At 60.5% G+C, this 25,437-nt stretch carries 27 protein-coding genes; 14 read left to right on the top strand and 13 right to left on the bottom strand.

Translation table 11 applies throughout. From position 1 onward, the window contains the following. Nucleotides 1-44 precede the first annotated feature (44 nt). From AC1DE4_RS25665 to AC1DE4_RS25655, 3 genes are read right to left on the bottom strand one after another with little or no spacing between them, the layout of a single operon-like run. Nucleotides 45-1,073, bottom strand: a complete 1,029-nt coding sequence (locus AC1DE4_RS25665) for an ABC transporter ATP-binding protein (RefSeq protein ID WP_477883653.1) — start codon at nt 1,071-1,073, stop codon at nt 45-47. Continuing rightward, nucleotides 1,061-2,755 carry an ABC transporter permease gene (locus tag AC1DE4_RS25660; RefSeq protein WP_477883651.1) on the bottom strand — a complete coding sequence of 565 codons (1,695 nt, stop codon included), beginning with the start codon at nt 2,753-2,755 and terminating at the stop codon, nt 1,061-1,063. The genes AC1DE4_RS25665 and AC1DE4_RS25660 overlap by 13 nt, the downstream gene beginning before the upstream one ends. A gap of 17 nt (nt 2,756-2,772) precedes the next feature. Beyond that, nucleotides 2,773-3,750: an ABC transporter substrate-binding protein gene (locus tag AC1DE4_RS25655; protein ID WP_477883649.1), complete on the bottom strand. Its 978-nt coding sequence runs from the start codon at nt 3,748-3,750 to the stop codon at nt 2,773-2,775. A 163-nt stretch (nt 3,751-3,913) separates the two neighbouring features. Between AC1DE4_RS25655 and AC1DE4_RS25650 the strand changes: the two genes are divergently transcribed. Then, nucleotides 3,914-4,972, top strand: coding sequence for an aldo/keto reductase (locus AC1DE4_RS25650; protein ID WP_018858642.1), 1,059 nt, complete (start codon nt 3,914-3,916; stop codon nt 4,970-4,972). Between the two features lie 26 nt (nt 4,973-4,998). Here AC1DE4_RS25650 and AC1DE4_RS25645 read toward each other — a convergent pair whose 3' ends face one another. Continuing rightward, nucleotides 4,999-6,219 (bottom strand): aminotransferase-like domain-containing protein, encoded by a 1,221-nt coding sequence (locus tag AC1DE4_RS25645; RefSeq protein ID WP_018858643.1) that lies wholly within the window; start codon nt 6,217-6,219, stop codon nt 4,999-5,001. Nucleotides 6,220-6,438: 219 nt separating this feature from the next. On the opposite strand from AC1DE4_RS25645, the gene AC1DE4_RS25640 reads away from it, so the two are divergent. Next, entirely contained in the window at nt 6,439-7,539 is a 1,101-nt protein-coding gene (locus AC1DE4_RS25640) for a branched-chain amino acid aminotransferase (protein WP_018858644.1), read from the top strand. 235 nt (nt 7,540-7,774) lie between these two features. On the opposite strand, the gene AC1DE4_RS25635 is transcribed toward AC1DE4_RS25640, so the two are convergent. Then, nucleotides 7,775-8,224 carry a YidB family protein gene (locus AC1DE4_RS25635; RefSeq protein ID WP_018858645.1) on the bottom strand — a complete coding sequence of 150 codons (450 nt, stop codon included), beginning with the start codon at nt 8,222-8,224 and terminating at the stop codon, nt 7,775-7,777. A gap of 152 nt (nt 8,225-8,376) precedes the next feature. On the opposite strand from AC1DE4_RS25635, the gene AC1DE4_RS25630 reads away from it, so the two are divergent. Beyond that, nucleotides 8,377-8,634 (top strand): GlsB/YeaQ/YmgE family stress response membrane protein, encoded by a 258-nt coding sequence (locus tag AC1DE4_RS25630; protein WP_007534948.1) that lies wholly within the window; start codon nt 8,377-8,379, stop codon nt 8,632-8,634. 91 nt (nt 8,635-8,725) lie between these two features. Further along, complete coding sequence (locus AC1DE4_RS25625; RefSeq protein WP_018858646.1) at nt 8,726-9,313, top strand: class I SAM-dependent methyltransferase; 588 nt, start codon at nt 8,726-8,728, stop codon at nt 9,311-9,313. Between the two features lie 48 nt (nt 9,314-9,361). Here AC1DE4_RS25625 and ilvC read toward each other — a convergent pair whose 3' ends face one another. From ilvC to AC1DE4_RS25610, 3 genes are all read right to left on the bottom strand, one after another. After that, entirely contained in the window at nt 9,362-10,381 is a 1,020-nt protein-coding gene (gene ilvC, locus AC1DE4_RS25620) for a ketol-acid reductoisomerase (protein WP_169683752.1), read from the bottom strand. Between the two features lie 45 nt (nt 10,382-10,426). Beyond that, nucleotides 10,427-11,092 (bottom strand): TetR/AcrR family transcriptional regulator, encoded by a 666-nt coding sequence (locus AC1DE4_RS25615; RefSeq protein WP_026371979.1) that lies wholly within the window; start codon nt 11,090-11,092, stop codon nt 10,427-10,429. Between the two features lie 143 nt (nt 11,093-11,235). Beyond that, nucleotides 11,236-12,141, bottom strand: a complete 906-nt coding sequence (locus AC1DE4_RS25610) for an AraC family transcriptional regulator (protein WP_169683751.1) — start codon at nt 12,139-12,141, stop codon at nt 11,236-11,238. Between the two features lie 189 nt (nt 12,142-12,330). Between AC1DE4_RS25610 and AC1DE4_RS25605 the strand changes: the two genes are divergently transcribed. Further along, complete coding sequence (locus AC1DE4_RS25605) at nt 12,331-13,377, top strand: NAD(P)-dependent alcohol dehydrogenase (RefSeq protein WP_169683750.1); 1,047 nt, start codon at nt 12,331-12,333, stop codon at nt 13,375-13,377. Nucleotides 13,378-13,423: 46 nt separating this feature from the next. Here AC1DE4_RS25605 and AC1DE4_RS25600 read toward each other — a convergent pair whose 3' ends face one another. Next, nucleotides 13,424-14,695 (bottom strand): NAD(P)/FAD-dependent oxidoreductase, encoded by a 1,272-nt coding sequence (locus AC1DE4_RS25600; RefSeq protein ID WP_169683749.1) that lies wholly within the window; start codon nt 14,693-14,695, stop codon nt 13,424-13,426. A 129-nt stretch (nt 14,696-14,824) separates the two neighbouring features. After that, nucleotides 14,825-15,289, bottom strand: coding sequence for an Lrp/AsnC family transcriptional regulator (locus AC1DE4_RS25595; protein ID WP_018858652.1), 465 nt, complete (start codon nt 15,287-15,289; stop codon nt 14,825-14,827). Nucleotides 15,290-15,449: 160 nt separating this feature from the next. Between AC1DE4_RS25595 and AC1DE4_RS25590 the strand changes: the two genes are divergently transcribed. The 4 genes from AC1DE4_RS25590 to AC1DE4_RS25575 all read left to right on the top strand — a co-directional run bounded on the left by AC1DE4_RS25590 (nt 15,450) and on the right by AC1DE4_RS25575 (nt 19,128). Then, nucleotides 15,450-16,169: an aspartate/glutamate racemase family protein gene (locus AC1DE4_RS25590; RefSeq protein ID WP_169683748.1), complete on the top strand. Its 720-nt coding sequence runs from the start codon at nt 15,450-15,452 to the stop codon at nt 16,167-16,169. Between the two features lie 66 nt (nt 16,170-16,235). Then, entirely contained in the window at nt 16,236-17,153 is a 918-nt protein-coding gene (locus tag AC1DE4_RS25585; protein WP_018858654.1) for a bifunctional helix-turn-helix transcriptional regulator/GNAT family N-acetyltransferase, read from the top strand. A gap of 61 nt (nt 17,154-17,214) precedes the next feature. Then, nucleotides 17,215-17,832, top strand: a complete 618-nt coding sequence (locus AC1DE4_RS25580; protein ID WP_018858655.1) for a TetR/AcrR family transcriptional regulator — start codon at nt 17,215-17,217, stop codon at nt 17,830-17,832. 66 nt (nt 17,833-17,898) lie between these two features. Beyond that, on the top strand, nt 17,899-19,128 hold the full coding sequence (locus AC1DE4_RS25575) for an MFS transporter (RefSeq protein WP_477883644.1): 1,230 nt from the start codon (nt 17,899-17,901) through the stop codon (nt 19,126-19,128). Here the strand turns inward: AC1DE4_RS25575 and AC1DE4_RS25570 are convergent. Then, nucleotides 19,114-19,530, bottom strand: a complete 417-nt coding sequence (locus AC1DE4_RS25570; RefSeq protein ID WP_018858657.1) for a winged helix-turn-helix transcriptional regulator — start codon at nt 19,528-19,530, stop codon at nt 19,114-19,116. The genes AC1DE4_RS25575 and AC1DE4_RS25570 overlap by 15 nt on opposite strands. 119 nt (nt 19,531-19,649) lie before the next feature. Between AC1DE4_RS25570 and AC1DE4_RS25565 the strand changes: the two genes are divergently transcribed. After that, nucleotides 19,650-20,537, top strand: coding sequence for an SDR family oxidoreductase (locus AC1DE4_RS25565; protein WP_169683747.1), 888 nt, complete (start codon nt 19,650-19,652; stop codon nt 20,535-20,537). Between the two features lie 54 nt (nt 20,538-20,591). Here AC1DE4_RS25565 and AC1DE4_RS25560 read toward each other — a convergent pair whose 3' ends face one another. Further along, nucleotides 20,592-21,344: a pyridoxine 5'-phosphate synthase gene (locus tag AC1DE4_RS25560; protein ID WP_113471416.1), complete on the bottom strand. Its 753-nt coding sequence runs from the start codon at nt 21,342-21,344 to the stop codon at nt 20,592-20,594. A gap of 426 nt (nt 21,345-21,770) precedes the next feature. On the opposite strand from AC1DE4_RS25560, the gene AC1DE4_RS25555 reads away from it, so the two are divergent. After that, nucleotides 21,771-22,460, top strand: coding sequence for a MerR family transcriptional regulator (locus tag AC1DE4_RS25555; RefSeq protein ID WP_018858660.1), 690 nt, complete (start codon nt 21,771-21,773; stop codon nt 22,458-22,460). A 17-nt stretch (nt 22,461-22,477) separates the two neighbouring features. Here the strand turns inward: AC1DE4_RS25555 and AC1DE4_RS25550 are convergent, their stop codons facing one another. Continuing rightward, a complete protein-coding gene (locus tag AC1DE4_RS25550) occupies nt 22,478-23,605 on the bottom strand; it encodes an ATP-dependent DNA helicase (protein ID WP_018858661.1) in 1,128 nt (375 codons plus the stop codon). Between the two features lie 146 nt (nt 23,606-23,751). On the opposite strand from AC1DE4_RS25550, the gene AC1DE4_RS25545 reads away from it, so the two are divergent. The 3 genes from AC1DE4_RS25545 to AC1DE4_RS25535 are packed head-to-tail and all read left to right on the top strand — an operon-like array spanning nt 23,752 to nt 25,437. After that, the gene (locus tag AC1DE4_RS25545) at nt 23,752-24,132 is read left to right on the top strand and encodes a COG4315 family predicted lipoprotein (protein ID WP_018858662.1); all 381 of its coding nucleotides are present in this window, start codon (nt 23,752-23,754) and stop codon (nt 24,130-24,132) included. Between the two features lie 10 nt (nt 24,133-24,142). Next, nucleotides 24,143-24,658, top strand: a complete 516-nt coding sequence (locus AC1DE4_RS25540; RefSeq protein ID WP_113471414.1) for an RNA polymerase sigma factor — start codon at nt 24,143-24,145, stop codon at nt 24,656-24,658. Continuing rightward, nucleotides 24,655-25,437: an anti-sigma factor family protein gene (locus AC1DE4_RS25535; RefSeq protein ID WP_018858664.1), complete on the top strand. Its 783-nt coding sequence runs from the start codon at nt 24,655-24,657 to the stop codon at nt 25,435-25,437. The genes AC1DE4_RS25540 and AC1DE4_RS25535 overlap by 4 nt, the downstream gene beginning before the upstream one ends.

Raw genomic sequence — 25,437 nt, 5'->3', positions numbered from 1 at the left:
CCATTAGTAGTGGCTAAGCCCCGCTTCGGAAAGACGTTTCGCGATCAGAGACGCCAGGCGGCGCGCGCAACGACCCACACGCTTTCGCCGACCCGCAATCGCTCACGGTTGAATGCGCGAAGCACCTGTCCGTCACCAAGCAGCAACTTCACGGCGTAGCGTTCGCCTTCGTAGAGGATCGACTCGACGCGTGCTGGAACGCCTTCACCAGCAATCAAGACGTCTTCCTGGCGCACCAACACATCCACTCTCGGCTGGTGCCTCGCCTCGTGAGACAGCATGGACTCGAGAGCGCTCCAATCGAGAAGCCTGATGTCACCAACTGGAGATGAAAGCGAGAGGATCGCACCGCGACCGATCAGCCCACCGACCAGCCGGCCCTCTGGCCGGGCGTAGATCTCCGCAGGCGGCGCAGCCTGCAGAAGGCGGCCCTCGGACATGACCGCAACATCAGTCGCAAGGGCCATCGCCTCGCTCTGATCGTGCGTCACATAAACCATGGTCGCTCCGGAGCGCTGGTGGAATTCGCGGAACGTTTCCTCCATCTCTTGCTTCAGGTGCCGGTCGAGATTGGCGAGCGGCTCGTCGAGCAGCACGACATCAGGTGACGAGACAAGGCAGCGGGCCAATGCCACGCGCTGTCGCTGGCCGCCGGAGAGATCGGCGGGACGCCGCTCGGCATGGTCGGCGAGCCTCACCGTCGCCAGTGCCTCGCGGACCTTCTGTCTGTAGGACTCGCCGGAGATGCCGCGCACTTTCAGAGGATAGCCGACATTGTCTGCGACGCTCATATGCGGCCACAGCGCATAGGATTGGAACACCATTGCCATGTTGCACCGTTCCGGTGGTAGCGACCTCGAGGCGTCTGCAAGCAGCCGCTCGCCAAGATGGATAGAGCCGTCGGTTGGCGCCTCGAAACCGGCGATCATGCGCAGAACAGTTGTCTTGCCGCAGCCAGACGGTCCGAGCAGCGCCAGGAAGCCGCCATGCCGCACTTTCAGGGAGAAGTCGGCGACCGCCGCGCGCCCGGTACCGAAGTCCTTGGCAAGATGGTTGAGGATCAGTTCCGCCACGGTACGACTCCTCTCGGCAGGCGTTTTGCCATCAATTCCAGGAGAAGCATCATGAAGACGACCATAAGAACGACGAGCACGGAGAGCGCCGACGCGAGATCGGAACTACCGCTGTCGTCGAGATTGTAGATGGCGACGCCAAGCGTCTGCGTCCCGGYCGACCACAAAAGCGCGGAAATAGTCAGCTCATTGCAAGCGATCAGGAAGACCAGGATCACCGACGCGCCGGCAGCGGGCGCGATCAAGGGCACGATGATGTCGGCGAGCCGCCGGAAGAAGCCCGCTCCCGAAAGCTTTGCCGCCTCCTCCAGTGCCGGATCGAGCTGATGGAACGCACTGACGACAGGCTTCAGGCTAACGGCAAAGAAACTGGAGAGGTAGGCGATCAGAATGATCCAGATCGTTCCGTAGAGCGTCACATGCAGGATCGGAAGCGGTGCGGCAAACACCAGAATGAAGCACACGGCCATGACGATGCCGGGCAGCGAATAGGGAATCTCGATCAGGCTCGAAACGATCCGGCCCAGCAGGTCCTTCCGCCGGGTCAACGCGTAAGCCGTCAGCACGGTCACCAAGAGGAGACATAGCGCCGTCCCCGCCGCGAGAGAGAGCGAATTGGCGAAAGCCGTGCGCGTGACCGCCTGACGGAAGAGAATTTCGTAGAAGGCGCTTGCCGACAGGGTCTTGAAGGTCAACGGCACGCCATAGGCCGGCACGAGTGCACCGGCGAGGAGAGCGAAGAATGGCGCTACCAGCATGAAGAAGATGCAGAGCCAGAGCAGCGGCTGCAAAAGGAGCTTCCAGCGCCCCAACTCGAAGGCCGCGGTCGCGCCCGAAAGCCCGAGGACGCGGTAGTCGCGTCCGCGCAGGGCGCGATCCTGAATGGCAAGCCCGGCAACGGAAATGATCGCGATCAGTGCCGAAAGCACTGCAACGTCGCCGAAAGTACGGCTCGTAAAGGCGGAGAACTTAGTGAAGATAAGTGTCGGAAGCGTGTAGATCGAGGCGGGTATGCCGAGAATGGCGGGAATGCCGAAGTTGCCTGTACAGGATATGAAAGAGATTGCGGCACCGGCAATGATGCCCGGCAACGAAAGCGGCAGGATGATATCGCGGAAGACCCGAAAGCTGCCCGCCCCAGCAAGACGCGCCGCCTCGACACCATCGCGAGGCAACGCCATCAGGCCTGCACGGAGGGCGAGATAAACGAGCGGCGCGTGCTGTACTCCGTAGAGCAGCGAAATGCCCCCGACCGAATAAAGCGGCTGCGGCGATCCAAGCGGAGGCGCAAGGTGCAACGCCTTCAGCAGTGGGCTTGACGGCCCGGACATCTGCACCCAGGCAAGCGCCGTCACCTGCGGCGGGATCATCATCGGCAGGACGAACAGGAAGCTTAGCGCTCCCTTGCCGCTGATATCCGTCAGCGTCAGCAGGAACGCGAAGGCGCAGCCGATGGCAAGCGAGATCAGTGTGCCAAGAATGGCCGTGGCGAGCGTGTAGTAGGTTGCCGACCAAAGGGCAGGATCGCTGAGCACCGCGCCGACGCCGCCCTTTGCGAGCGCCGCAATGCCTGTCATCGCGAGCCGCGCTAGCGGCAGCACGCTAAGTATCAGGACAATGATAACGACAAAAGGAAACAGCCAAGCAGGCTGGCTGTTTCCAGGACGAACATATCCGCGCATCTGCTTTCCGGCGGCGATCAGTTCGAGCCGTAAATGCCGAAAAAGGTCTTGAGGTCCTGATCGGTAGTCTTCAGCGCCTCCGCGGCATTGACTGGCAGCACCTTGATGCTGTCACGAGCCGGGAAGCCTTCCGGCAGCTTCATGCCGTTGCGGGCGGGGATATAGCCGAGCTTGAGGAAGCCTTCCTGCCCCTTTTCAGAGAGCACGTAATCGACGAATTTCTTCGCCGCATCGGCATTCTTCGAACTTGCGAGAATACCGACCGGCTCCGTGACGGCGGAGACGCCTTCCGTCGGGAAGACGAATGCGACCGGCGCGCCCTTGGCCTTTTCGCGGATCGGCATGTAGTCGACGATCATGCCGAAGGCTTTTTCACCCGAGGCAACCGACTTGAGCACAGCACCGTTTCCACCTGCGGCGGTCGCGCCATTGGCGGCAAGATCCTTGTAGAAATCCCAGCCGAGGCTGCTGACGCCGGCCAGCGTCTGCGCATGAATGAGGGCTGCACCCGACGTCAAGGGGCTCGGCATGGTCACGAGACCCTTGGCTTCGGCCTTCGTCAGGTCCTTCCAGCTGGTCGGCTTGAACGCGGCAGAGGTGTTGTAGACGATGCCTGTCGTGATCAGCTTGGTCGAATAGTAGTAGCCGTCACCGTCGTAGAGTGCCGCGTCGTAGCCGGCAGCTTCCGGCGACCTGTAGGCGAGCAGTTTGCCGGCTTTCTTCAGACGCTCGAGCGTCACCGTGTCGGCGATCAGCAGGACGTCGGCGACGGGATTGTCGGCCTCGATCTCCGCCTGCAGCTTCGCCATGATCTTGGGCGTGCCATCGCGCACCCAGTCTACCTTGACGTCCGGATTGGCTGCCATGAAGCCATCCACGGTTGCCTGCGCGTCCTCGTTCGGCTGGCTCGTATAGAGGACGAGATTGGCGGCGGAGGCTGGGATTGCAAGCAAGCTCGCTGCGAGTAGCGCGGCGGCGGAAACGATCGTCTTCATGATTGGTCCTCGGTGGTGGGAGACCCGTTCCTTAGCCATCGCGGATAACATGATTGTGACAGTCGGCTTCGGTACCAAGACGTCGGACATCTGCCCTTGACCCACCTTCCCCGCCCCTATCTTCTACCGCACGTTTTGACTTGTGCATTTTGGAGGAGCGCAAATGGAATACCGGCTTCTTGGCCGTTCTGGCCTGAAGATTTCGACCTTGACGATGGGCACCATGACATTCGGTGGCCAAGGCTGGGCAAAGATGGTTGGCGATCTCGGCGTTACCGAGGCACGCAGGCTTGTCGACCTGTGCATAGACGCCGGCGTCAACCTGATCGACACTGCCGACGTCTACTCGCAGGGTGTTTGCGAGGAAATCCTCGGCGAGATCATCGGCGGGCCGCGCAAGGACGGCGTTCTCATCGCCACCAAGGCGCGCTTTCGCATGGGAGACGGCCCGAACGACACCGGCCTGTCGCGCTATCACTTGATCGGCGCCTGCGAGGCCAGCCTGCGGCGCATGAAGACTGACGTCATCGACCTCTACCAGCTTCACGAGTGGGACGGGCAGACGCCACTGGAGGAAACCATGGAGGCGCTCGATACACTCGTGCGCCAGGGCAAGGTCCGCTATGTCGGCTGCTCCAATTTCTCCGGTTGGCATATCATGAAGGCGCTCGGCGTCAGCGCGAGGGAAAAGCGGGAGCGGTTCGTCAGCCAGCAGATCCACTACACGCTCGAAGCACGCGATGCGGAATATGAACTCCTTCCGATCAGCATCGACCAGGGCCTCGGTGTCCTCGTCTGGAGCCCGCTTGCTGCCGGCCTGCTTTCGGGCAAGCATCGACGCAACCGGGCAGCACCTGAGGGTTCGCGGCAGTTCTCAGGCTGGACCGAGCCGCCGATCCGCGATGAAAACCGCCTCTGGAATATCGTGGAAACGCTGGTGGCGATCGCCGATGAGCGCGGTGTCTCGGCAGCCCAGGTGGCGCTTGCCTGGCTGATCGGCCGCAAGGCGGTCACGTCTGTCATCATCGGAGGGCGCACCGAAGCCCAGTTCAAGGACAATCTCGCCGCGGCCGAGCTGAAGCTGACCGAGCAGGAGCGCAGTCGACTGGACGCGGTCAGCCTGCCGCCCGTGCTCTATCCGTATTGGCACCAGCTGAACACGGCCAGCGACCGGCTGAGTGAGGCGGACCTCGAATTGCTCGGCCCACACCTCAATCGATAGTTGGCTCTGAAGAGGTCGGCGGCTGATCAACCGCCGATTTCACCGGCGATCAACGCACCAAGGCGGCTGATCCCCTCCTCGATCATTTGATCGTTCGCGCAGGAGAAGCTGACGCGGAAGGTGTTCTCACCCGAACCATCGGCGAAGAAGGCCTTACCCGGGACGAAGGCGACGTTGGCCGTTTCCAGCGACTTGGCTAGCAGCTTCGCGCCATCCATGCCATCAGGCAGCGTCACCCAGATGAACATGCCGCCTTCGGGCTTCGTCCAGCTCGTGCCTGCAGGCATGTACTTCTCAAGCGCCGCCAGCATGACATTGCGGCGGTGACTATAAACCGACTTGATCTTGGCGACCTGTGCATCGAAACCGCGTTCCGCGACATGCGCGATCGCCATCTGATTGATCGTCGAGGAGTGCAGGTCAGCCGCCTGTTTCATCAGAACAAGCTTGCGGATAACGGGAGCGTTGGCGACGATGAAGCCAACGCGCAGGCCCGGCGCAAGCGTCTTCGAGAAGCTGCCGCAGTAGATCGTGCGGGTATCGTTGATGTGCCCCTTCTTCGCGATCTCCGTCGCCAGAATCGGCGCGATCGGCGTCCCATCGTAGCGGAGTGATTGATACGCGGCATCTTCGATGACTGCGATATCGAGTTCCTCTGCCAGGGCAAGAACCTTCTCTCGTCCAGCCTGATCGACAGTCTCGCCCGTCGGATTGGCAAAGTCGGCCGAGAGATAGGCGAACTTCACCTTGCCGCCCGCGCTCGCGGCCTGCGCCTTGTAGGAATCAGGCGTGCGGTTGCCGTTCGGCGTCAATTGATCGTAGGCCGGCTCATAGGCATTGAAGGCCTGGAGCGCACCGAGGTAGGTCGGCCAGGTGACCAGCGCCGTGTCATTGGGCGAGAGGAAAAGCTTGCCGAGATAATCCAAGCCCTGCTGCGAGCCAGAAACGATGAAGACGTTATCGAGTTCGCAAGGGATGCCGATGGCGGCCATCTGCTTGACCAGCCATTCGCGGAGCGGCCTATAGCCCTCGCTGACCGAATACTGCAGCGCCGAGTTCACGGCCGAGCTATCGAAGATATCGACGTAGGCCGCCTTGAATTCCTGATCGGGGAAAAGCGCCGGATCCGGAATACCACCGGCAAAGGAAATAATATCTGGGCGGTCAAGAAGCTTCAGAAGCTCGCGAATCTCCGAAGCACGCATACGGGAAGAACGCGTCGCGAATATGCTTTCCCAATTCAGCATGGGCATTTCCTCGTAATTTTTTGTCTTTAGGCGACAGAACCACGCAACAAATAATAAGTCAACATTACTGACCTATTTGTTTGCTACCATGACAATTTTGGGAAGCGAAGGTCACTTCCGTGATCAGAAGCCAGAACTGGCTAAAATCGATCTTTTCAAGACCCACTCCGTGGCAGTAGTGTCGCCGCCACTATCAAATATGCTATGAAGGTGCCAGCAATGCCCGCGTCGTCGAACACTCCTGAAATCAAGATCGAATTCCACACGTCGCCGGTCTCGGACGCCGACCGAATTCAGGCCCTGGAGTCGCCCGGCTTTGGCAAGGTCTTCACGGATCATATGGTTCTGGCTCGGTGGACTCCTGACAAAGGGTGGCACAATGCGAAGGTAACGCCCAGGCGGCCCTTGGAACTCGATCCTGCCAGCGCGGTGTTGCACTACGCGCAGGAAATCTTTGAGGGCATGAAAGCCTACAGGGCGGACGATGGTCGCATTCTGCTCTTCCGGCCTGAAGAGAACGCCCGCCGCTTCGCCCAGTCAGCCATCCGCATGGCGATGCCTCCCGTGCCGGACGAACTTTTCCTGAAGGCGGTGGAAGAACTCGTCCGTGTTGATAAGGACTGGATTCCATCGGGCGACGCCAGCCTGTATCTTCGCCCCTTCATGTTCGCCAACGAGGCATTCCTGGGTGTTCGTCCGGCTCAGGAATATATCTTCTGCATTATCGCTTCTCCGGTCGGCGCCTACTTCAAAGGTGGAGCAAAAGCGGTCTCCCTTTGGGTCGAGACCGAATACACTCGGGCGGCCAACGGCGGCACCGGTGCTGCAAAATGCGGAGGAAACTACGCCGCAAGCCTCATCGCGCAGGCCGAGGCCTCGAAGAGGAATTGCGATCAGGTCGTCTTTCTCGATGCGGCAGAGCACCGCTGGGTCGAGGAACTCGGCGGGATGAACGTATTCTTCGTGATGAACGACGGATCCGTCGTCACGCCACCGCTCGGCGGCACGATCCTGCCGGGCATCACCCGCGCCTCGGTTATCGTTCTCGCCGAAGAAAAGGGCTTGCGCGTCGAGCAGCGCCCCTACTCCTTCGCGGAATGGCAGGCCGATGCCGTCAGTGGCAAGCTCGTGGAAGCCTTCGCTTGCGGCACTGCAGCGGTACTCGCGGGCATCGGCCTGGTGCGACACGCTGGTGGCGAATTCCTGATCGGAGACGGACAGACCGGGAAGCTCACCACCGAGCTGCGCCAGGAGCTGGTCGGCCTGCAGAAGGGCGTGACGAACGATGAGCGTGGCTGGACACGCCGCATCCTGGTCTGAGGTCAGCGGCCGCAAGTAGTCGGCCCAGCAATTCAGAAAACTCGAAAACCGGGCAACGCCCGGGGCAACGCCCGGTTTTTTTGTGGCCGGACCAGAGGAAGAGCGCAGAGAGGCGCGAGGCTTCGGCCGGTCGCAAAATCATCAGGGGCGGCATGGAAAAAACACTCGTTCGCCCCGCTTCCGACCGGGAAACGGGGCGAGTCTTCTGCGATACTGCAGCTCGATCGTACCGCGCTCAGGAACGGAACAAGGAGGCGATCTGCTCTTGTGTCGGCAGTTGGCCTCTGGGTGTCAGCTTGTCGACCACTCCGGGCAGGACTGTCGAAAGTTGATTCAGGAGTTCTTGCTCACTGATTCCCGCCTGGCGTGCGAGATCGCTGATCGTCTTCGACCCAAGCGCATCGTTGAGGCTGCCCGGCGCGATCGGTTTGTTCTGTCCGGGCTGGACCCAGGAATCCACCGTATCGCCCTGCCCGGCCTCCGTCAGCTTGCCGAGAAGACCACCGAGACCGCCGAGCCCACCAAGAAGCCCGCCGTCACCAGCTTGGGGATTAGCCTGCTGAGCGGCTGGATCCGTCTGGCTGCCTCCAGCACCAAGAAGCTTTCCCACTAGTAACGCGCCAAGCGCGACCATGATCGGCTTCGAGATACTTCCGCCCGGAACGGCGTCATCAAAAATACCCATGACATCCTCCTTTTCGGTTGCTTCATTTCATTGAACAACAACTGTAGAATGAAAGAACAAGGTTCTCGCGAACCTTGAATTCCCCGACGAGCTATTTAGCTTAAACGGGAAGATGGTCTGAATATTCAACCAATCAAGGAGGGGAATGGCAGATGTCTGTTATCGGGTGGATTATCCTTGGATTGATCGCAGGATTCATCGGCAGCAAGATTGTGAACAAGTCGGGCGCAGGCATGCTGATGGACATCGTCCTCGGCATCGTCGGAGCGATCGTCGGTGGCGTCATCTTCAGCTTCTTCGGCGCATCCGGCATAACGGGCTTCAATATCTACAGCCTCGTTGTCGCCGTCATCGGCGCGGTCGTGGTTCTTTGGCTGTACCACGCCATCAGCGGGCGCCGTTCCATCTAGCTCGCTCTTTTGTATCGACGGAATGAGCGCTGCCTCAAAGGCGGCGACCTTATGCGTGTAACTCCGGCCTTGGGTCATTGGGCGAACGATCATGGCAGACGAGAGTACATCTTCATTCTATGACGACAACGCGGCCACCTATGCTTCGCGGCAACGCACGCTGCCGGTTCGACGCCTAGACGCTTTTCTGTTGATGCTGCCGCCAGGTGCAGCCATCCTCGATCTGGGATGCGGCGGCGGACAGGACAGCGCCTACATGCTGTCAAAGGGCTTCGATGTCACGCCAACGGACGGATCGCCGGCGATCGCGGAGCAGGCCGAAACCTTTCTTGAGCGTCCCGTCGCGGTGTTGCGCTTCGAGGATCTGGACGAAGAGGAAGCCTTCGACGGCGTCTGGGCCGAGGCCAGCCTGCTGCATGTCCCCCGGGCAGACCTCCCTGATGTGCTGGAACGGATCCGCACGGCGCTGCGGCCCGGCGGCGCCTTTCACGCCACCTTCAAGGCGGGCGAGGCCGAGGGGCACGACGGCTTCGGTCGCTACTACAACTATCCGTCGGCGGAACTGCTTTCGGAAATGCTGAGCAATGGCGGCTGGCACAACATTGTGATCAGCGAAGGCGATGGGACCGGCTACGACGGAAAGCCGACCCGCTGGCTTGCGGTACGGACGCAAAAATAAGGCCGGAGCTTTCGCCCCGGCCCTGCTGACTCAGCAGTGTGAAACCGCTTAGTTGACGGACTTGTCGACCAGCTTGTTCTTGCCGATCCAAGGCATCATGCCGCGCAGCTTCGCGCCGACTTCTTCGATCTGGTGGCTGTCGTTCATGCGGCGGATGCCCTTGAAGCGCGAACCCCCTGCCTTGTACTCCTGCATCCAGTCGGACGTGAACTTGCCGGTCTGGATGTCGTGCAGGACGCGCTTCATTTCAGCCTTGGTTTCAGCCGTGATGATGCGCGGGCCGGTGACGTATTCGCCCCACTCGGCCGTGTTCGAGATCGAGTAGTTCATGTTGGCGATACCGCCTTCATAGATCAGGTCGACGATCAGCTTCACTTCGTGCAGGCACTCGAAGTAGGCCATTTCAGGCGCATAGCCGGCTTCGACCAGCGTTTCGAAACCAGCACGGATCAGTTCGACGAGACCGCCGCAGAGAACGACCTGTTCGCCGAAGAGGTCGGTTTCGCACTCTTCGCGGAAGTTGGTTTCGATGATGCCCGAACGACCGCCGCCAACGCCGCAAGCGTAGGAGAGAGCGAGTTCGAGAGCGTTGCCGGAAGCGTTCTGGTGAACGGCAACGAGGCAGGGAACGCCGCCGCCCTTCTGGTATTCGCCGCGAACCGTATGGCCCGGGCCCTTCGGCGCGATCATGACGACGTCGAGCGACGCCTTCGGCTCGATCAGGCCGAAGTGAACGTTGAGGCCGTGTGCGAAGGCGATTGCAGCGCCGTCACGGATGTTGCCGGCGATTTCGCCCTTGTAGATGTCGGCCTGCAGCTCGTCAGGCGTTGCCATCATGATCAGGTCGCCCCACTTGGCAGCGTCGGCAACGGTCATGACCTTGAAGCCGTCGGCTTCTGCCTTCTTGATGGTTGCCGAGCCAGCCTTGAGAGCGATCGTCACGTTGGCATGGCCGCTGTCCTTGAGGTTCAGCGCGTGCGCACGGCCCTGGGAGCCGTAGCCGACGATGACGACGTTCTTCGACTTGATGAGGTTGAGATCTGCATCACGATCGTAATAGACGCGCATTTGAATTTCCTTCCCTTTGCTTGTCCTGTGACTTGTAAGAGGGGATCAGCCGACGAGCGGCATCTCCGCCAAAACCTTTTCCGTGCCATAGAGGCGCAGGAAGGCGGAAACCGCCCTCTCCGCCTGACGCGCGGTATCCTTGAGACCCGGCTCGCCGAGCAGCATGCGAACATGCAGATCGGAAACGATCAGGCCATAAAGCGTGTGATATGCCTCGTCGGCATCATGGAAGCGCAGCAGCCCAGCGCGCTTGCCGGAATCGATCAGCCCCATGGCGCGGCGATCGATCTGACGGCGACCCCGCTCCAGAAGCAGCTTGCCGAGCTTGGAGCCGTCGCGATGCGACTGGCCGATGGCGAGACGGTTGAGCGCCAGCGAGACATCGCCGGCGAGAACTTCAAGCAAATCCTTTGAGAAGATGACGAGGTGGTCGTGGAGGCTCGCCGACGTCAGCCGCTCGCCATTGCGCTCGAAGGTGCGCACCTTGCTCGCCTGATAGGCGATCATCGCGGACAGCAGGCCGTCGCGGTCGCCGAACCACTTGTACAGGCTTTCCTTGGAGCAGTTCGCCGCGCGCGCAACGCCCGATGTCGTCAGCGCCTTCTCGCCGCCATCGACGAGCAGCTGCAATGCCTGCTCCAGGACGGCGTTTTGGCGCGGCGAAAACTCGCTGGGCTCCAAATTATCGACGGACACGGCCTCACTCCCAATAGTACCGTACGGTACGGTTCGTAGGCTTTATGCTGCAAACCACTGTGCGCGTCAAGCGGCATGGCACGAAAATTTCAGCGTCCTTGCGCGATATCGACGCGACCGTCGCTACGCTCCAACCGCCGCCGCCGACAGCGCATTACTCAGGCGCCGTCAGCGGGCTCGCGCGCCGCCTCGACGTCTCTCACCGGGGACATGCCATAGACGCGGCTGTATTCGCGGCTGAACTGCGACGGGCTCTGATAGCCGACACGATGCCCCGCCGTCCCTGCATCCAGCCGCTCGATCAGCATCAGACGCCGCGCCTCATGCAGCCGCAGCTGCTTCTGGTATTGCACCGGCGTGATCGCGGTGATCGATTTGAAATGGTGATGGAAGGACGACACGCTCATGTTGACCTGCTCCGCGAGGTCCTCGATGCGCAGCGGCTGGGCAAAATTCTGCCGCAACCATGCGATGGCGCGTGCAATGCGGTTGCCGTGACTGTCGGCGACCGCAATATTGATCAGCCGGCCACCGTCCGGGCCGGTAAGAACCCGATATAGAATCTCCTGCTCTATCAGCGGCGCCATCGCCGCGATGTCCTTTGGACTATCGAGCAAACGTAGCAGCCGCACTGCCGCGTCCAAGAGCTCTGGCGTCGCGACATTTACGACGATCCCGCGTCCTCCAACGGGCGCGGTTGGCCGCGGGATTTCGGCGCGGCTCAAGAGATCGAGAACCTTCTCGCTGTTGATGGCGAGCGTCAGGCAGAAATGCGGAACCTCGGGGCTTGCCTCCACCACTCGCCATGTCACCGGCAGGTCGAGCGATGTCAGCAGGTAGTCGCCAGGCCCGTAATTGATGACGTCGGTGCCAAGGCGCAGGCTCTTGGCGCCTTGGATAACAAGGGCGATGCAAGGGCGGTAGCTGCCGTGGCAGGGGGCGCTTGGTGAAGTGCGCCGACTTATCCCCACGCTTTCGATCGCGGTCCTGCACTCCCCGTCGTCGCCAAGATGGCGCGCGGCAATGGAGACGATTTCCTGATAGGGATTGAACGGCAGAGTCATACGAGCGAACCCTTTATGTATCGCCTCGGAGAGATGCGCACTATGTAGGACAGCTTTGCTCCCGCGAGAATAGGCCCGCCTGTCACTTTTGCAGGATCGTGCAAGAAGCTCGGAGTATCGCTCTAACGCATCGACATCGATCCGGTGCATGGTCTGCCATCACCTCAGCAACCCGAAAGGAAGTCTCAGATGGCCATTGCAAAAGGCTATGCTGCCACCGACGCGTCCAAGCCGCTTACGCCCTTCACCTTCGAGCGCCGCGAACCCAATGCCGATGACGTCGTGATCGACATCAAGTTCGCCGGCATCTGCCATTCGGACATCCACACCGTCCGCAACGAATGGAAGAATGCGGTCTATCCGATCGTGCCGGGCCACGAGATCGCCGGCATCGTCTCGGCCGTCGGCTCGGCCGTCACCAGATTCAAGGCCGGCGACCGTGTCGGCGTTGGCTGCTTCGTCGACAGCTGCGTCGGCTGTGCAGCCCGCGACCTCGACCGCGAACAATATATGCCCGGCCTGGTCGGCACCTACAACGACTTCGAAGCCGATGGCAAGACGCGCACTCAAGGCGGTTACTCCGACTCGATCGTCGTCAAGGAAGGTTACGTCATGTCCATTCCGGACAACCTTCCGCTCGACGCCTCGGCCCCGCTGCTCTGCGCCGGCATCACGCTCTACTCGCCGCTGCGTCACTGGAATGCCGGACCAGGCAAGAAGGTCGCAATCGTCGGCATGGGCGGCCTCGGTCACATGGGCGTCAAGCTCGGCGCGGCCATGGGTGCTGACATCACCGTCCTCTCGCAGAGCCTTTCCAAGAAGGAAGACGGCCTCAAGCTCGGTGCCAAGGAATACTATGCGACCAGCGACGAGGAGACGTTCAAGAAGCTTGCCGGTACATTTGACCTGATCATCTGCACGGTCAGCGCCGAGATCGATTGGAACGCTTATCTTGGCCTTCTGAAGGTGGACGGTGCATTTGTGGTCGTCGGCATCCCGGAAAACGCGGTCCCGGTTCATGCATTTTCGCTGGTCCCGGGCCGCAAGAGCATTTCCGGCTCGATGATCGGCTCAATCAAGGAAACCCAGGAAATGCTGGACTTCTGCGGCAAGCACAACATCGTCTCCGAGATCGAGACGATCAACATCCAGCAGGTCAACGAGGCCTATGAACGCGTTCTGAAGAGCGACGTTCGTTACCGCTTCGTCATCGACATCGCCTCGCTGGCAGCTTGATAATGGGAAAGGGCGGCCTTGAGCCAGCGGCCTTGAGCCGCCCTTTCTATGCGCTGCTATCGTCGCGCATCGTTTCCTTCTGGGTGATCAACCGCGCGCTGTGCTGGCCGCTCAGGTAAATCCAGAGCCAACTCCAAGCCACGGCAAAACGCGAACGCGTCCCGATCAGGAAGTAGATGTGGGCGATGCCCCATATCCACCAGGCGATCCAGCCTTTCAGCTTGATCCGACCGAAATCGATGATGGCCGCGCTTCGACCGATCGTCGCAAGACTGCCCTGATGGCGATAGCGGAACGGTGCGGGCGCAGGGTTTCCCGCAAGACGCGCGCGGATGACCTTTGCGACATAAGCGCCTTGTTGTTTGGCCGCAGGCGCGATCCCCGGGACGGGAGCGCCACTTTCCCGAATGACGGAAGCCGTGTCGCCGACAACAAAGACATCCGGATGCTCCGGTGCCGTCAAATCCTTCTCGACGACGACGCGCCCTGCTCGATCGGCCGGAACACCGAGCCACTTGGCTGCGGGCGATGCCTGTACGCCTGCAGCCCAGACGATCGTGCGGCTCGGAATGAACTCCTCGCTCGTCTCGACACCGTCTGCCGTGCACTCCAGGACACGCTCGCCGATATGCAGCTCGACGCCGAGTTCCTGGAGGGCTTTGCTGGCATAATCGGAAAGCTCCTCGGCAAAGGTCGGAAGCACGCACGGCCCCGCCTCGACCAGCACGACCCGTGTCTTGCGCGTATCGATATTGCGGAATTCGCGCGGCAGGGTCTTGCGTGCAAGCTCGGCGATGATCCCGGCAAGCTCGACCCCCGTCGGCCCGGCGCCGACGAGAGTGAAGGTCAACAATGCGTCGCGCACGGCAGGATTGGTCTCGGTCTCCGCCCGCTCGAATGCGAGCAACATGCGCCGGCGGATCGTCGTTGCATCCTCCAGCGTCTTCAGACCGGGGGCCACCGCCTCCCAGTCGTCTCGCCCGAAATAGGCGTGCGTTGCTCCCGTGGCGAGGACGAGCGTGTCATAACGCAACGTAGTGCCGTCGCGTAAAGAAACTTCCTTTACGTCAGTATCGACACCGACGACTTCGCCCAGCAACGTCGTCACGTCTTGGCGGTCGCTATAGAGATGGCGAATGGGCCAGGCGATCTCAGAGGTGGAAAGGATTGTCGTCGCCACCTGGTAAAGGAGCGGTTGGAAGAGATGATGATTGCGCCGGTCAATCAACGTGATCCGGATGCCCGCACCCTTTAGATCGTTGACCAACTGCAGGCCGCCGAAGCCGCCGCCGACAACCACAACATGGTGTTCGCTCATGAGCTGCCTTTCCGTGCCACTTCGCTATAGCCAATGTCGTTGGTCGCGCGCGGCTTTCAATCACTGTTTGGGCATAGCTCGCCTGCTCTAGGCGGTAGTCACGAATGCTCAATTTGGTGTCGGGGTCACTCAGTCTGCATAGGCAACAGGGATCGATGTCCCGCTTTTCAGCAATTCCATCGATATGGACGCGGACACATCGAAGAGTTCGATCTTGCGGACGATCTGCTTATAGATCACGTCGTAGTGCTCGACGCGTGGGAGCACGATCTTCAGAATATAGTCGTGGTTGCCGGTAAGCCGATGCGCCTCGACGATCTCCGGTATGCTGCTGATCGCCCGGCGAAACGCCTCGATCCACTCGTCGGCATGGTGTGCCGTCTTGATCAGCGCAAATACCGTCGTCGGCACGCCCATTTTCTCGCGGTCAAGCACCACGATCCGCCGCGCGATATGGCCGCTCTCCTCCAGCCGCTGGATGCGGCGAGAACAGGCAGAGACCGATAGTGCGACCCTTTCAGCAAGCTCCGTCACCGAAATGCCCGCATCGGTCTGCAAATATTCTAGGATTCGTCGATCGCGGTCATCAAGCATGGTGCCTCGGAAATTTCACGGCTGCAGTTTGCGCAGTTTGGAGATTATACGCAAAAATGCAGCGCCAATGAAGAGTTTGAGACAAAGAAAGCAAACCATTTGCGCGAGGTTCGATGCATGATCTCGCCACTACGAAATTCCAGACGGGAGCATAACAAAAATGCAGACAATCGGACTAATTGGCGGAATGAGCTTCGAAAGCTCGGCGGTCTACTATCGCCTGATCAATGAAATGGTACGCGAGCGCCGCGGCGGGCTCACGTCGGCTGACCTCCTGATGCATTCCATCAATTTCGACGAGATCGTCTCCATGCAGAAGGCGGGTGACTGGGACTCTGCAGCAAGCCGGCTCGGCGACGTGGCTCTGCACCTGCAGATTGCCGGCGCCCGCTGCATGCTGATCTGCACGAACACGATGCATCTGATTGCCGATCAGGTCGCCTCCCGCATCTCCGTGCCGCTGATCCACATCATCGACGAGACCGCGAAGTCTCTGAAGGCAGCCGGGCGCAAGCGCCCGCTCCTGCTCGCCACACGATACACCATGGAACACGGTTTCTATGCCAATCGCATGAAGAGCCTGGGCGTTGACGTCGTGGTTCCCGAAGCCGCCGACCGCACGTCCGTCCATGACATCATCTTCAATGAGCTCTGCGCCGGCAAGGTGCTCGACAGCTCGCGCGACAAGCTCATGCAGATCATCGAACGCGAGCGCGCCAAGGGCGCGGACAGTATCATTCTCGGCTGCACGGAAATCTGCCTGATCCTTGACCCGAAGCATCTGCCGCTGCCGGGCTTCGACACAACCGAGATCCATGCTCGCGCCGCCGTCGAGTTCGCACTTGGCGACGAACAAGCACGCGTGATCGCGGCTGCTTGAGTCAACAAATTAGTTGACTCAGTCAAATAAAAGCAGGACAAAATCTCCTATCAGGAGGTTTTGTCCATGTCTGACCCTGGCTTGATCGACGCTGCCCGCGACTTCAATCGTTTCTACACGAGCTTCCTGGGGGTCCTGAACCGGGCCTACCTCGACACCGATTTCACGCTGACGGACGCGCGCGTCCTCTTCGAGATCGGCTCGCGCAAGGGCGTCACCGCGGTCGCGTTGGCACGCGACCTGCAACTCGACCCCGCCTATCTCAGCAGAATTCTCAAACGCTTCCGCTCCAATGGCCTGATTGAAACAACGGCCGATCCCGACGACCTGCGCAGTCAAATCATCAACGTCACCACCAAGGGACACGATCAATTCGAGGAACTGGGCCGTCGCTCCAACACTCAGATAGCAGAGCGCTTCGCTAACCTCGTCGACGGCGAACCGCAAAGCGTCGTAGCCGCGATGAGTGCCATTCGGGGGCTATTGGATCCCGAGGCCGCGCGCCCACCCTTGATCATCCGCGCACACCGGCCCGGCGACATCGGCTGGATCGTCCAAAGCCAGGGCAAGGCTTACGCCGGGGAATACGGCTGGGACATGCGCTTCGAGGGCCTCGTTGCAGAGGTCGCCGGCAAGTTCCTGGCGAATTTCGATCCGTCGAAGGAGTATTGCTGGATTGCCGAGCGTGGAGGCATCAACGTCGGCTCGATCCTTGTCACCAATGGTGGCGATGGCGTTGCGAAGCTTCGCCTGCTCTATGTGGACAAGGCGGCGCGCGGCCTCGGACTCGGCAAGATGCTGGTCGACGAATGCATTCGCTTTGCCAGGGCAAAGCAGTATCGACAGATATCGCTATGGACGAACGACATCCTGCATGCCGCGCGCGGCATATATTTGAAGGCCGGTTTCCGCCTTGTCTCCGAGGGGAGACACCGGATGTTCGGCCCTGAGGAAAACGGCCAAACCTGGGTTCTTGATCTCTGATTTGCTGCGTCGCAAAAGTTTCCCTTGATTTGGAAACGATCATTTCCTAATTAAGTCGACCATGACCACGGCGACCCTCACTGAAACGATCAGGACACGCGGCAGACCGCGCGAATTCGATCGCGACGCAGCGCTCGACAGGGCGCTCCAGGTATTTTCCGAGCGCGGCTATCATGCCGCGTCGATCAGCGAGCTTACCGAAGCCATGGGCCTTGCCTCCGGCAGCGTCTACAAGGCGTTCAAGGACAAGCGCGGCATATTCCTCGCAGCCTTCGACCGATACCGCGCTGTTCGTCGCGGCCTTCTGGACGCACGCATGGCGAAGGCCGCAACCGGCCGTGAGAAGATCCGCGAAGTCTTGGCCCACTATGCGCTCTCCTCGCATGGTGCCTCCGGTCGGTGCGGCTGTCTTGTCGTCAGCAGTGCGAACGACCTGGCGCTTTTCGACGAAGAGGCCGCAGACCGTGTCGCGGCTGCGTTTGCAGCCAACGAGGCGCTGATCCGCGATCTCCTCCGCCTCGGCCAAAGCGACGGCTCGATCGCCGCGAACGTTGACGTCGCCGCCACCGCCCGTACCCTGCTTTGCGTGACCAATGGAATGCGAGTGGTTGGCAAAACGGGGCGTAGCGAGGAAGAAATGGTCGCTGTCGCCGAGATTGCAATGAAACTTCTTGCGTAAATCGGGTTGCGACCGACCCGCCTCACGCGCAACCTTTTTGATGATCCGATAGCCCCGGAGCCTAATATGAGCCTTTCGACCACCACGCGGGAAACCGTCGCGCCGCAGACGATCTCGCCTTTAATGACGTTTCTTTTTGCGGCCGCCTGCGGACTGGTCGCGGCCAATCTCTATTACGGCCAGCCGCTTGCCGGCCCGATCAGCGCATCCCTCGGATTCACTCCGGCGGCAACCGGCTTGATCGTCACCCTGACGCAAATCGGCTACGGCCTCGGCCTTCTGCTGATCGTTCCGCTCGGCGACCTCCTGGAAAACCGCAGACTTGTGCTGACGCTGATCGCCATCTCTGCGGTTGCTTTGGTCGGCGCGGCACTGTCCTCGACACCGATGATGTTTCTACTAGCGTCGCTCTGCATCGGCCTTGCATCCGTTGCCGTCCAGGTACTTGTTCCCTTTGCCGCCCACATGGCGCCGGACGCTACGCGCGGCCGCGTCGTCGGCAACGTCATGAGCGGCCTGCTCTGTGGCATCATGCTGGCGCGGCCCTTCGCCAGCTTCGTTGCCGAAGCAACCTCCTGGCACATGGTCTACTTCGTGACCGCGGCGCTCATGATCGCGCTCGTTGTCATCCTGAGAGCCAACCTTCCGGTCCGTGTTCCCCACACCAGACTGAGCTACGGCAGACTGCTCGCCTCGATGGCGGATCTTGCCCTCCATTCGCGCATTCTTCAGCGTCGCGCGCTCTACCAGGCCGGGATGTTCGGTGCGTTCAGCCTATTCTGGACCACGACGCCCCTGCTGCTCGCAGGCCCTGAGTTCGGGCTGACGCAGAATGGCATCGCCCTGTTCGCGCTGGCTGGCGCGGCTGGTGCCATTGCGTCGCCAATTGCCGGGCGGCTCGCCGATCGCGGACTGACGAAGGCTGCCTCGACGCTAGCGATGCTGCTTGGAATGTCGGCCTTTCTCATCAGCCAGTTCGCAACCGATGGGTCGCTGACGGCGCTGCTTTTGCTGACCGCTGCAGCAATACTGCTTGATTTCGGCGTAACCACCAATCTGGTCTGCGGCCAGCGAGCCGTCTACGCGATCAGCGCCGAGCATCGCGGCCGCCTGAACGGTCTCTACATGGCGACGTTCTTTACGGGCGGTGCGATCGGATCCGCCGTGGGCGGCTGGGCCTACGCGACCGGCGGCTGGACGATGACCGCGTGGATCGGCTTCTGCTTCCCAGCCTTTGCGTTCCTTCTGTTCCTGACGGAAGGCCGCGGCCGGCAGGCAGTCTCAGAGGCTGGCTGAATCGAATCGGAGCCGGGCGGCGCGAACCGCGTCATGGTTTGCCTCCGCCCAGTTCAGTAGCAAGGCGAGCGTGCTGTAAAGCGAGCGGCCGAGATCAGTCATCCGGTACTCGACGCTCGGCGGTTTCGTCGGAAACACTTCCCGCTCGATGTAACCGTCACGCTGCAGATCCCTTAGGGTCTGTGTCAGCATGCGCTGCGAGATATCCGGAATCATCCGCCGTAATTCGCCGAAGCGATACGGACGTTGCGACAGCGCCTCGAGCATCAGTGTCGACCACTTGCCGCCAATCTGCTGCATCATGTCCCGGACCGGGCAATTGTTGAAGTCGAGGTTGCTGAGATCGACGTCTCGACGAATGCCGGGGGCCTTGTTCTTCAGGTTGACGACGGCGCCACTCATTCTTGGTTCCCTTTTGGTAACGTAGAGCCAAAAAACTGCCTTCTTTACAGCGCGCAGTCAATTCCTAATCTAGAGCTTCTCTCTTTTTGAGACCAACAGCAAACCTAGAGGAAAGACACATGAGCGAGACCATTCTCATCACGGGTGCGGCCGGCCAACTCGGCCAGCGGATCATCCATCACCTGCTTGAGACCGAAAAGGTTCCAGCGGCAAATATCATCGCCGCGACGCGCGATCCGGCCAAACTCGCGGACCTTGCCACAAAGGGTGTCATCACCCGCAAGGCCGATTTCGACGACGCCGCCTCGCTCGAATCTGCCTTCAAGGGCGTCGATCGGTTGCTGATCATCAGCACCGACGCACTCGCCGTCCCCGGCCTACGTCTCAAGCAGCACAAAGCGGCAGTGGACGCGGCAGCCAAGGCAGGCGTGAAGCACATCGCCTACACCTCGATGCCCTCGCCCGATAAATCTCTGGTGACCTTTGCACCCGATCATCTTGGCACCGAGAATGCCATGAAGGCCACTGACATCCCCTACACGATCTTTCGGAATGCCTGGTACATGGACAACTATCTCCATGGCATGCCGCACAATCTCCAGTCGGGAAACTGGTACACGAGCAGCGACGGCGGCAAGGTTGCGAACATCTCGCGCGAAGACTGCGCGCGGGCAATCGCAGCGTCCCTTGCCTCCGGCAGCGATGAAAGCGCGACCTATACGCTGACCGGAGCCGAATCGCTGAGCGCCGACCAGATCGCCGCGGTCCTCTCCGATGCGGTTGGAAGGCCGTTGAAGGCCGTCAGCGTCACGGATGAGCAGCTTGGCCAAGGCATTCGCGGCGCGGGTCTTCCCGATTTCGTCGCGGACATGCTGGTCTCAGCCGACGCCAACATCCGCGCCGGCAACTTTGATCTGGTAACGGCGGATTACGAGACGCTGACTGGCAACAAGCCTCAAACGCTCAAGGGCTTCTTCGTCGCACACAAGACCGCCCTCACGGCCTGAGTCGGTCGATAAAGCCCGCTTCGCACCACCGGAGCGGGCTCACTCATGCAGTTCTCAGATCTTCTGGCCGCATGCGCGGCAGAACCGCCGAACCGTTTCGGCCATGCCGAATTCCAGCGCGTCCGCCGTCAGCCCGTGCCCGATGGACACTTCCGCGAGTTTCGGAATGCGCTTTAAGAGCGGTGGCAAATTCGCAACCGTCAGATCGTGCCCCGCATTGACGCCCAAGCCGATCGCCAGCGCCGCGTCCGCTGTCTCACCTAGCGCCTCGAGGATTGGCCCTACCCGTTCAGGCGCATCGTAGCAGCCGCCATATGGCCCCGTATAAAGCTCGATCCGGTCAGCACCGACCGCCTTGGCAATCGCGACGGCCTCGGCGTCCCCATCGCCATCGGCAAACAGCGATACGCGCGTGCCCATCTTCTTCAGCCGCGCAATGACATCAGTCAGGAAATCGCGGTGCTTGCGGAAATCCCAGCCATGATCAGAGGTCGCCTGTGAGGGGTCGTCCGGAACCAGCGTGACCTGCTCGGGTGCCACCCCAACGCAGAGATCGAGAAACTCCTCGGTGGGATAGCCCTCGATATTGAATTCGGCGTTTGGAAATTCGTCATCGATCAGATTGCGGATGATGGGCAGGTCCGAGAAACGGATGTGTCTTTGGTCGGGTCGCGGATGGACCGTCAATCCGCTCGCGCCGGATTGCAGCGCAATCCGCCCCAACCCCTCTACACTGGGCCATGGAAGATCGCGGCGGTTGCGCAGCATCGCGACGGCATTGAGATTGACGGAAAGCGTAGTCTGCATGGCGGGATTCCACTGAAGCGAAGGATGATCGTTTCTAAGCCAACGAGTCGGCATCGGCCAACGAGATTCGTACATGGATGCATGTGAATCTGTGATGACGCGAGCGTTTGGTCCGTCAACGCGGCGGCTGAATGTAGATCTGGTTTGTTCTTCGCGCTTTAAACGATCAAGCGTTTCTCCAGCGCTGATTTCTCGCGAGAAACGCGTCACCTGGGGCAGCTTTCCCGCCGGATTGCGCTGTAAATTAAAAGTCACTAAATTTGATACTAACAAAATACGTCAATCACGAGTAACGTAAGCTCGCGATATCGAAGCAAACACCGCCAGTTGCTTTGATGCCTGAACAGGAACGATCAAGAAGGAACCCCACTCAACCGCACCCTTTTTGCAATTTGCAGACGCACAATGAGCACAACGGGAGGGACCATGGCAGAAGGTTACAAGCAGGATTTCACGTCAGACCTCGCGACACAAACACGAGCGCGGCACCGTTTTCTTCCTTCTGCGGCGCTCCGCCCCGCAGATTTGCCCCGCGGGCGAGTTCCGATCGCCGACATGGCCAATGCCTTTGGCGTCACCCACCGCACACTCCACTTCTATGAGGAAAAAGGGCTCATTTCGGCCAGCCGAATCGGCCTGATGCGCGTCTATGAACCGGGCGACGTGATGCGCATGGCTGTCATCAACGCCTGCCGCGAGGCTGGAATGGCGGTTGCTGTGATCCAGGATTTGATGAGCGACCTCATAGAAGCCGACTCGCAGGAGGCTGCCGAGGCTCTGTTTCGTGACGCGCTCGTGACCCGCAAACGCGAACTCAGCGCGGAAATGTCCACATTGCATCGGCAGATGCAGCAGGTGAGCGACCTGCTCGACCGCGAGGCAGCCGAGGAGCAGCTTCTCAACGATAATCAGAGCGGCTCGATGCTCACGGATCAGGAGTTGCGGTGCCTGGCGCTGATGGCGGCAGGGCTTTCCACGCAGCGTATTGCGCGCACCCTCGACCTTCGAAATGACGATGCACAGTCACTTGAGGCCGGCATCATCCAGAAATTCCACGCCAACAATCGTTTTCAAGCCATAGCCAAGGCCGTCATGCTCGGCGTCGTCCAGGTCTGACGCCCCCGGAAAATCGCCTAGCGCACAATCGTCAGGGTTTCCGCCGCGCGCGTGATCGCTGTATAGAGCCACCGTTCGCGTGTATCGCGGAATGCCCAGCTTTCATCGAACAACACGACGTTGTTCCACTGCGAACCCTGCGCCTTGTGCACCGTCAGTGCATAGCCGTAGTCGAATTCGTCGTAGCGCTTGCGCGTGTTCCAGGGAATCTCACCCTCGACATCCTCGAAAGCCTGCTTCAGCAGTTTGATCTTCGCCGCGCCGCGATCCATGTCGTCATCCTCGGGCCGGACCAGCAGGTTGATGCCAGGCTTCGTCGTCTCCTTGGACGACGTCATCACCTGCCAAAGTGAGCCGTTGAGCAAGCCCTTTGCCGGATCGTTGCGCAGGCAGACAAGCTTGTCGCCCGTTTGCGGATATTCGGTCGCAAAACCCTTCAGCTCGCGAAGACGCTGATTGTATCGGCGTCGCGTGCGATTCGTGCCGACGAGCACCTGATCGGCATCGAGGACCAGCGACTGGTTCACCTCGCCCTTCGAGATGACCCGCGCGGTACCGTAGTCTCCGTAGCTGACTTCGTTGCCCTCACGCACCTGCATTGCAAGCTGGATGATCGGATTATCGCGCGCCTGGCGGTGAATGTCCGTCAGCAGATAGTCCGGTTCCTGATTGGTGAAGAAGCCGCCGCCCGACACCGGAGGCAGCTGCCCCGGATCTCCAAGCACCAGGATCGGTGTGCCGAAGCTCATCAGGTCGCGGCCCAAAGCCTCGTCCACCATCGAGCACTCGTCGACCACGATCAGCGCAGCCTTGGCGACTGGGCTCTGACGGTTGATGGAAAACATCGGCGCAATGGAAGTTTTGCCCGTCTCCTCGTCCTCGACAGCCTCCTCGCCGCGCGGACGATAGATCAGCGAATGGATGGTCTTCGCGTTGCTGGCGCCGCGCGACCGCAGCACCTGGGCCGCCTTGCCCGTAAACGCGGCAAACAGTACGTCACCATCCACATACTCCGCGAAATGCCGCGCAAGCGTCGTCTTGCCCGTACCGGCATAGCCGAACAGACGGAAAAGCGGTGTCCGCCCTTCCTTCAGCCATTGGGAAACGGCCCTGAGGGCTTCATCTTGTTGCGGAGCAAATTGCATCGTGGATCGACTTGGCAGGATTCGCCTGACATAGGCAACCCTGAAATCCGCGCAAGCGGGCAATCGAAAGGGAATAAAATCGGCATCGATGGTGTCTCATGTCAGGCAACGCAATCAAGCGTGCCCTACACGTGAGGAGAGAGCCCATGAAATCCGCAAAGATGCTGATCGCCTTTGCCATTGCATCCGCCGCCGCAACGTCCGCATTTGCGGCCCCGCCCGTCAAGGCCGTAAAGTCCACCAAGGGCGAGGTTCTTGCCGGCGAAAACGGCATGACCCTCTATACCTTCAAGAAGGATAAGATGGGTGTCTCCAATTGCTACGACGATTGCGCCAAGAACTGGCCGCCGCTGAAGGCCGCTAGCGACGCGAAGCCGGAGGGTGCATATTCGATTGTCGAACGGAAAGACGGCAGCAAGCAGTGGGCCAAGGACGGCATGCCGCTTTATTTCTGGGTGAAGGACAAGAAGATGGGCGATATCACCGGTGACGGTGTCGGCGGCAATTGGGATCTCGTCAAACAGTGAGCGAAGCGACGTGAAGGCACCAGGTCACGACACGTTCGAGGGCCAGATCCTGGCCCTCCTTCCCTCGCTCAGGCGTTACTCGCGGAGCCTCACCCGCTCCGATGCAGACGGGGAAGACTTGCTGCAGGATTGCCTCGAGAAGGTGCTCGCCCGTCACGGACAATGGCGGGGGCTGAACCTGCGCGGCTGGGTGCTGACGATCATGACGAACCTCTATCGCAACAGCCGTCGCCAGACGGGTCGCGCGCCGTTCGTGGAACTCGATGGCGCCGAGGACATCGTATCCGTCGATCCCGCTCCCGATCCGCTCGAGCGATCGCGGCTGGAGGATGCATTAAATAGCCTTTCGGAAGAAAACCGCGCTGTGCTGATGTTGATTGTCATCGAAGGCTATACCTATCAGGAGGTTGCGACCGCACTCGACATCCCGATCGGCACGGTTATGTCGCGCCTGTCACGCGCACGCCAACGGATGGGAGAGCGCATGAAGGCAGACAATGTCATTACGCTTCGGAGACCGAAATGAACGAGATCAACCAGACCGTGACCGAAGCGGATCTTCACGCCTTTGCCGACGGGCAGCTTCCCGAGCAGGCCCGCGCACGCATCGAGGCGTGGCTCACTGACAATCCGGGCGATGCAGCCAGAGTGGCGGAATGGTCCGCGCAAAATGCCGAGATCCGATCGCTTTTCGCGGACTATGAAAAATCCACGGACGCCGACATAGCGCTCGTCACTGGCCGGACACGCCCAGCAAACTGGCCGAAGCGCCTGGCGGCGGTGGCTGCGATCATAGCGGCTTTCGGCCTGGGAGCCTTGAGCGGCCACTACGGCCCAGCACTGTTTCAAAAACCGGATCTGCAACTGACGGAACTCGAAACCCTGCCCAACGAAGCCCGCAACGCCTTCCTGGTTTATGCCGGTGAAGTCCGCCATCCCGTCGAGGTCTTTGCCAATGAGGAAGCCCATCTGGCGACCTGGCTCGGCAAGCGGCTTGCCATTCAAAACTTGCGGGTTCCGAACCTGCAGGAACTCGGCTTCAAGCTGGTCGGCGGGCGACTGTTGCCCGTCGAGGGCAGGCCGGGTGCAATGTTCATGTACGAGGATCCGGCCGGCGAACGACTGACGGTCCTCGTCGGGCGCAAGGCTGATAACAGGTCGACCAGTTTCCGCTTCGCGTCATCGGGCAATGTCGAAACCTTCTACTGGATCGACGGCGAACTCGGCTACGCCGTTACCGGCGAGATTCCGCGCGATGTGCTGAGAAAAGTCGCCGAGGAATGCTACAGGCAGTTTCCGTCGTAA

This window comes from Rhizobium sp. 10N414, assembly GCF_056394785.1.
Note: the sequence above shows the minus strand (reverse complement) of the source record. Positions and strands in the feature narration are given on the sequence as shown.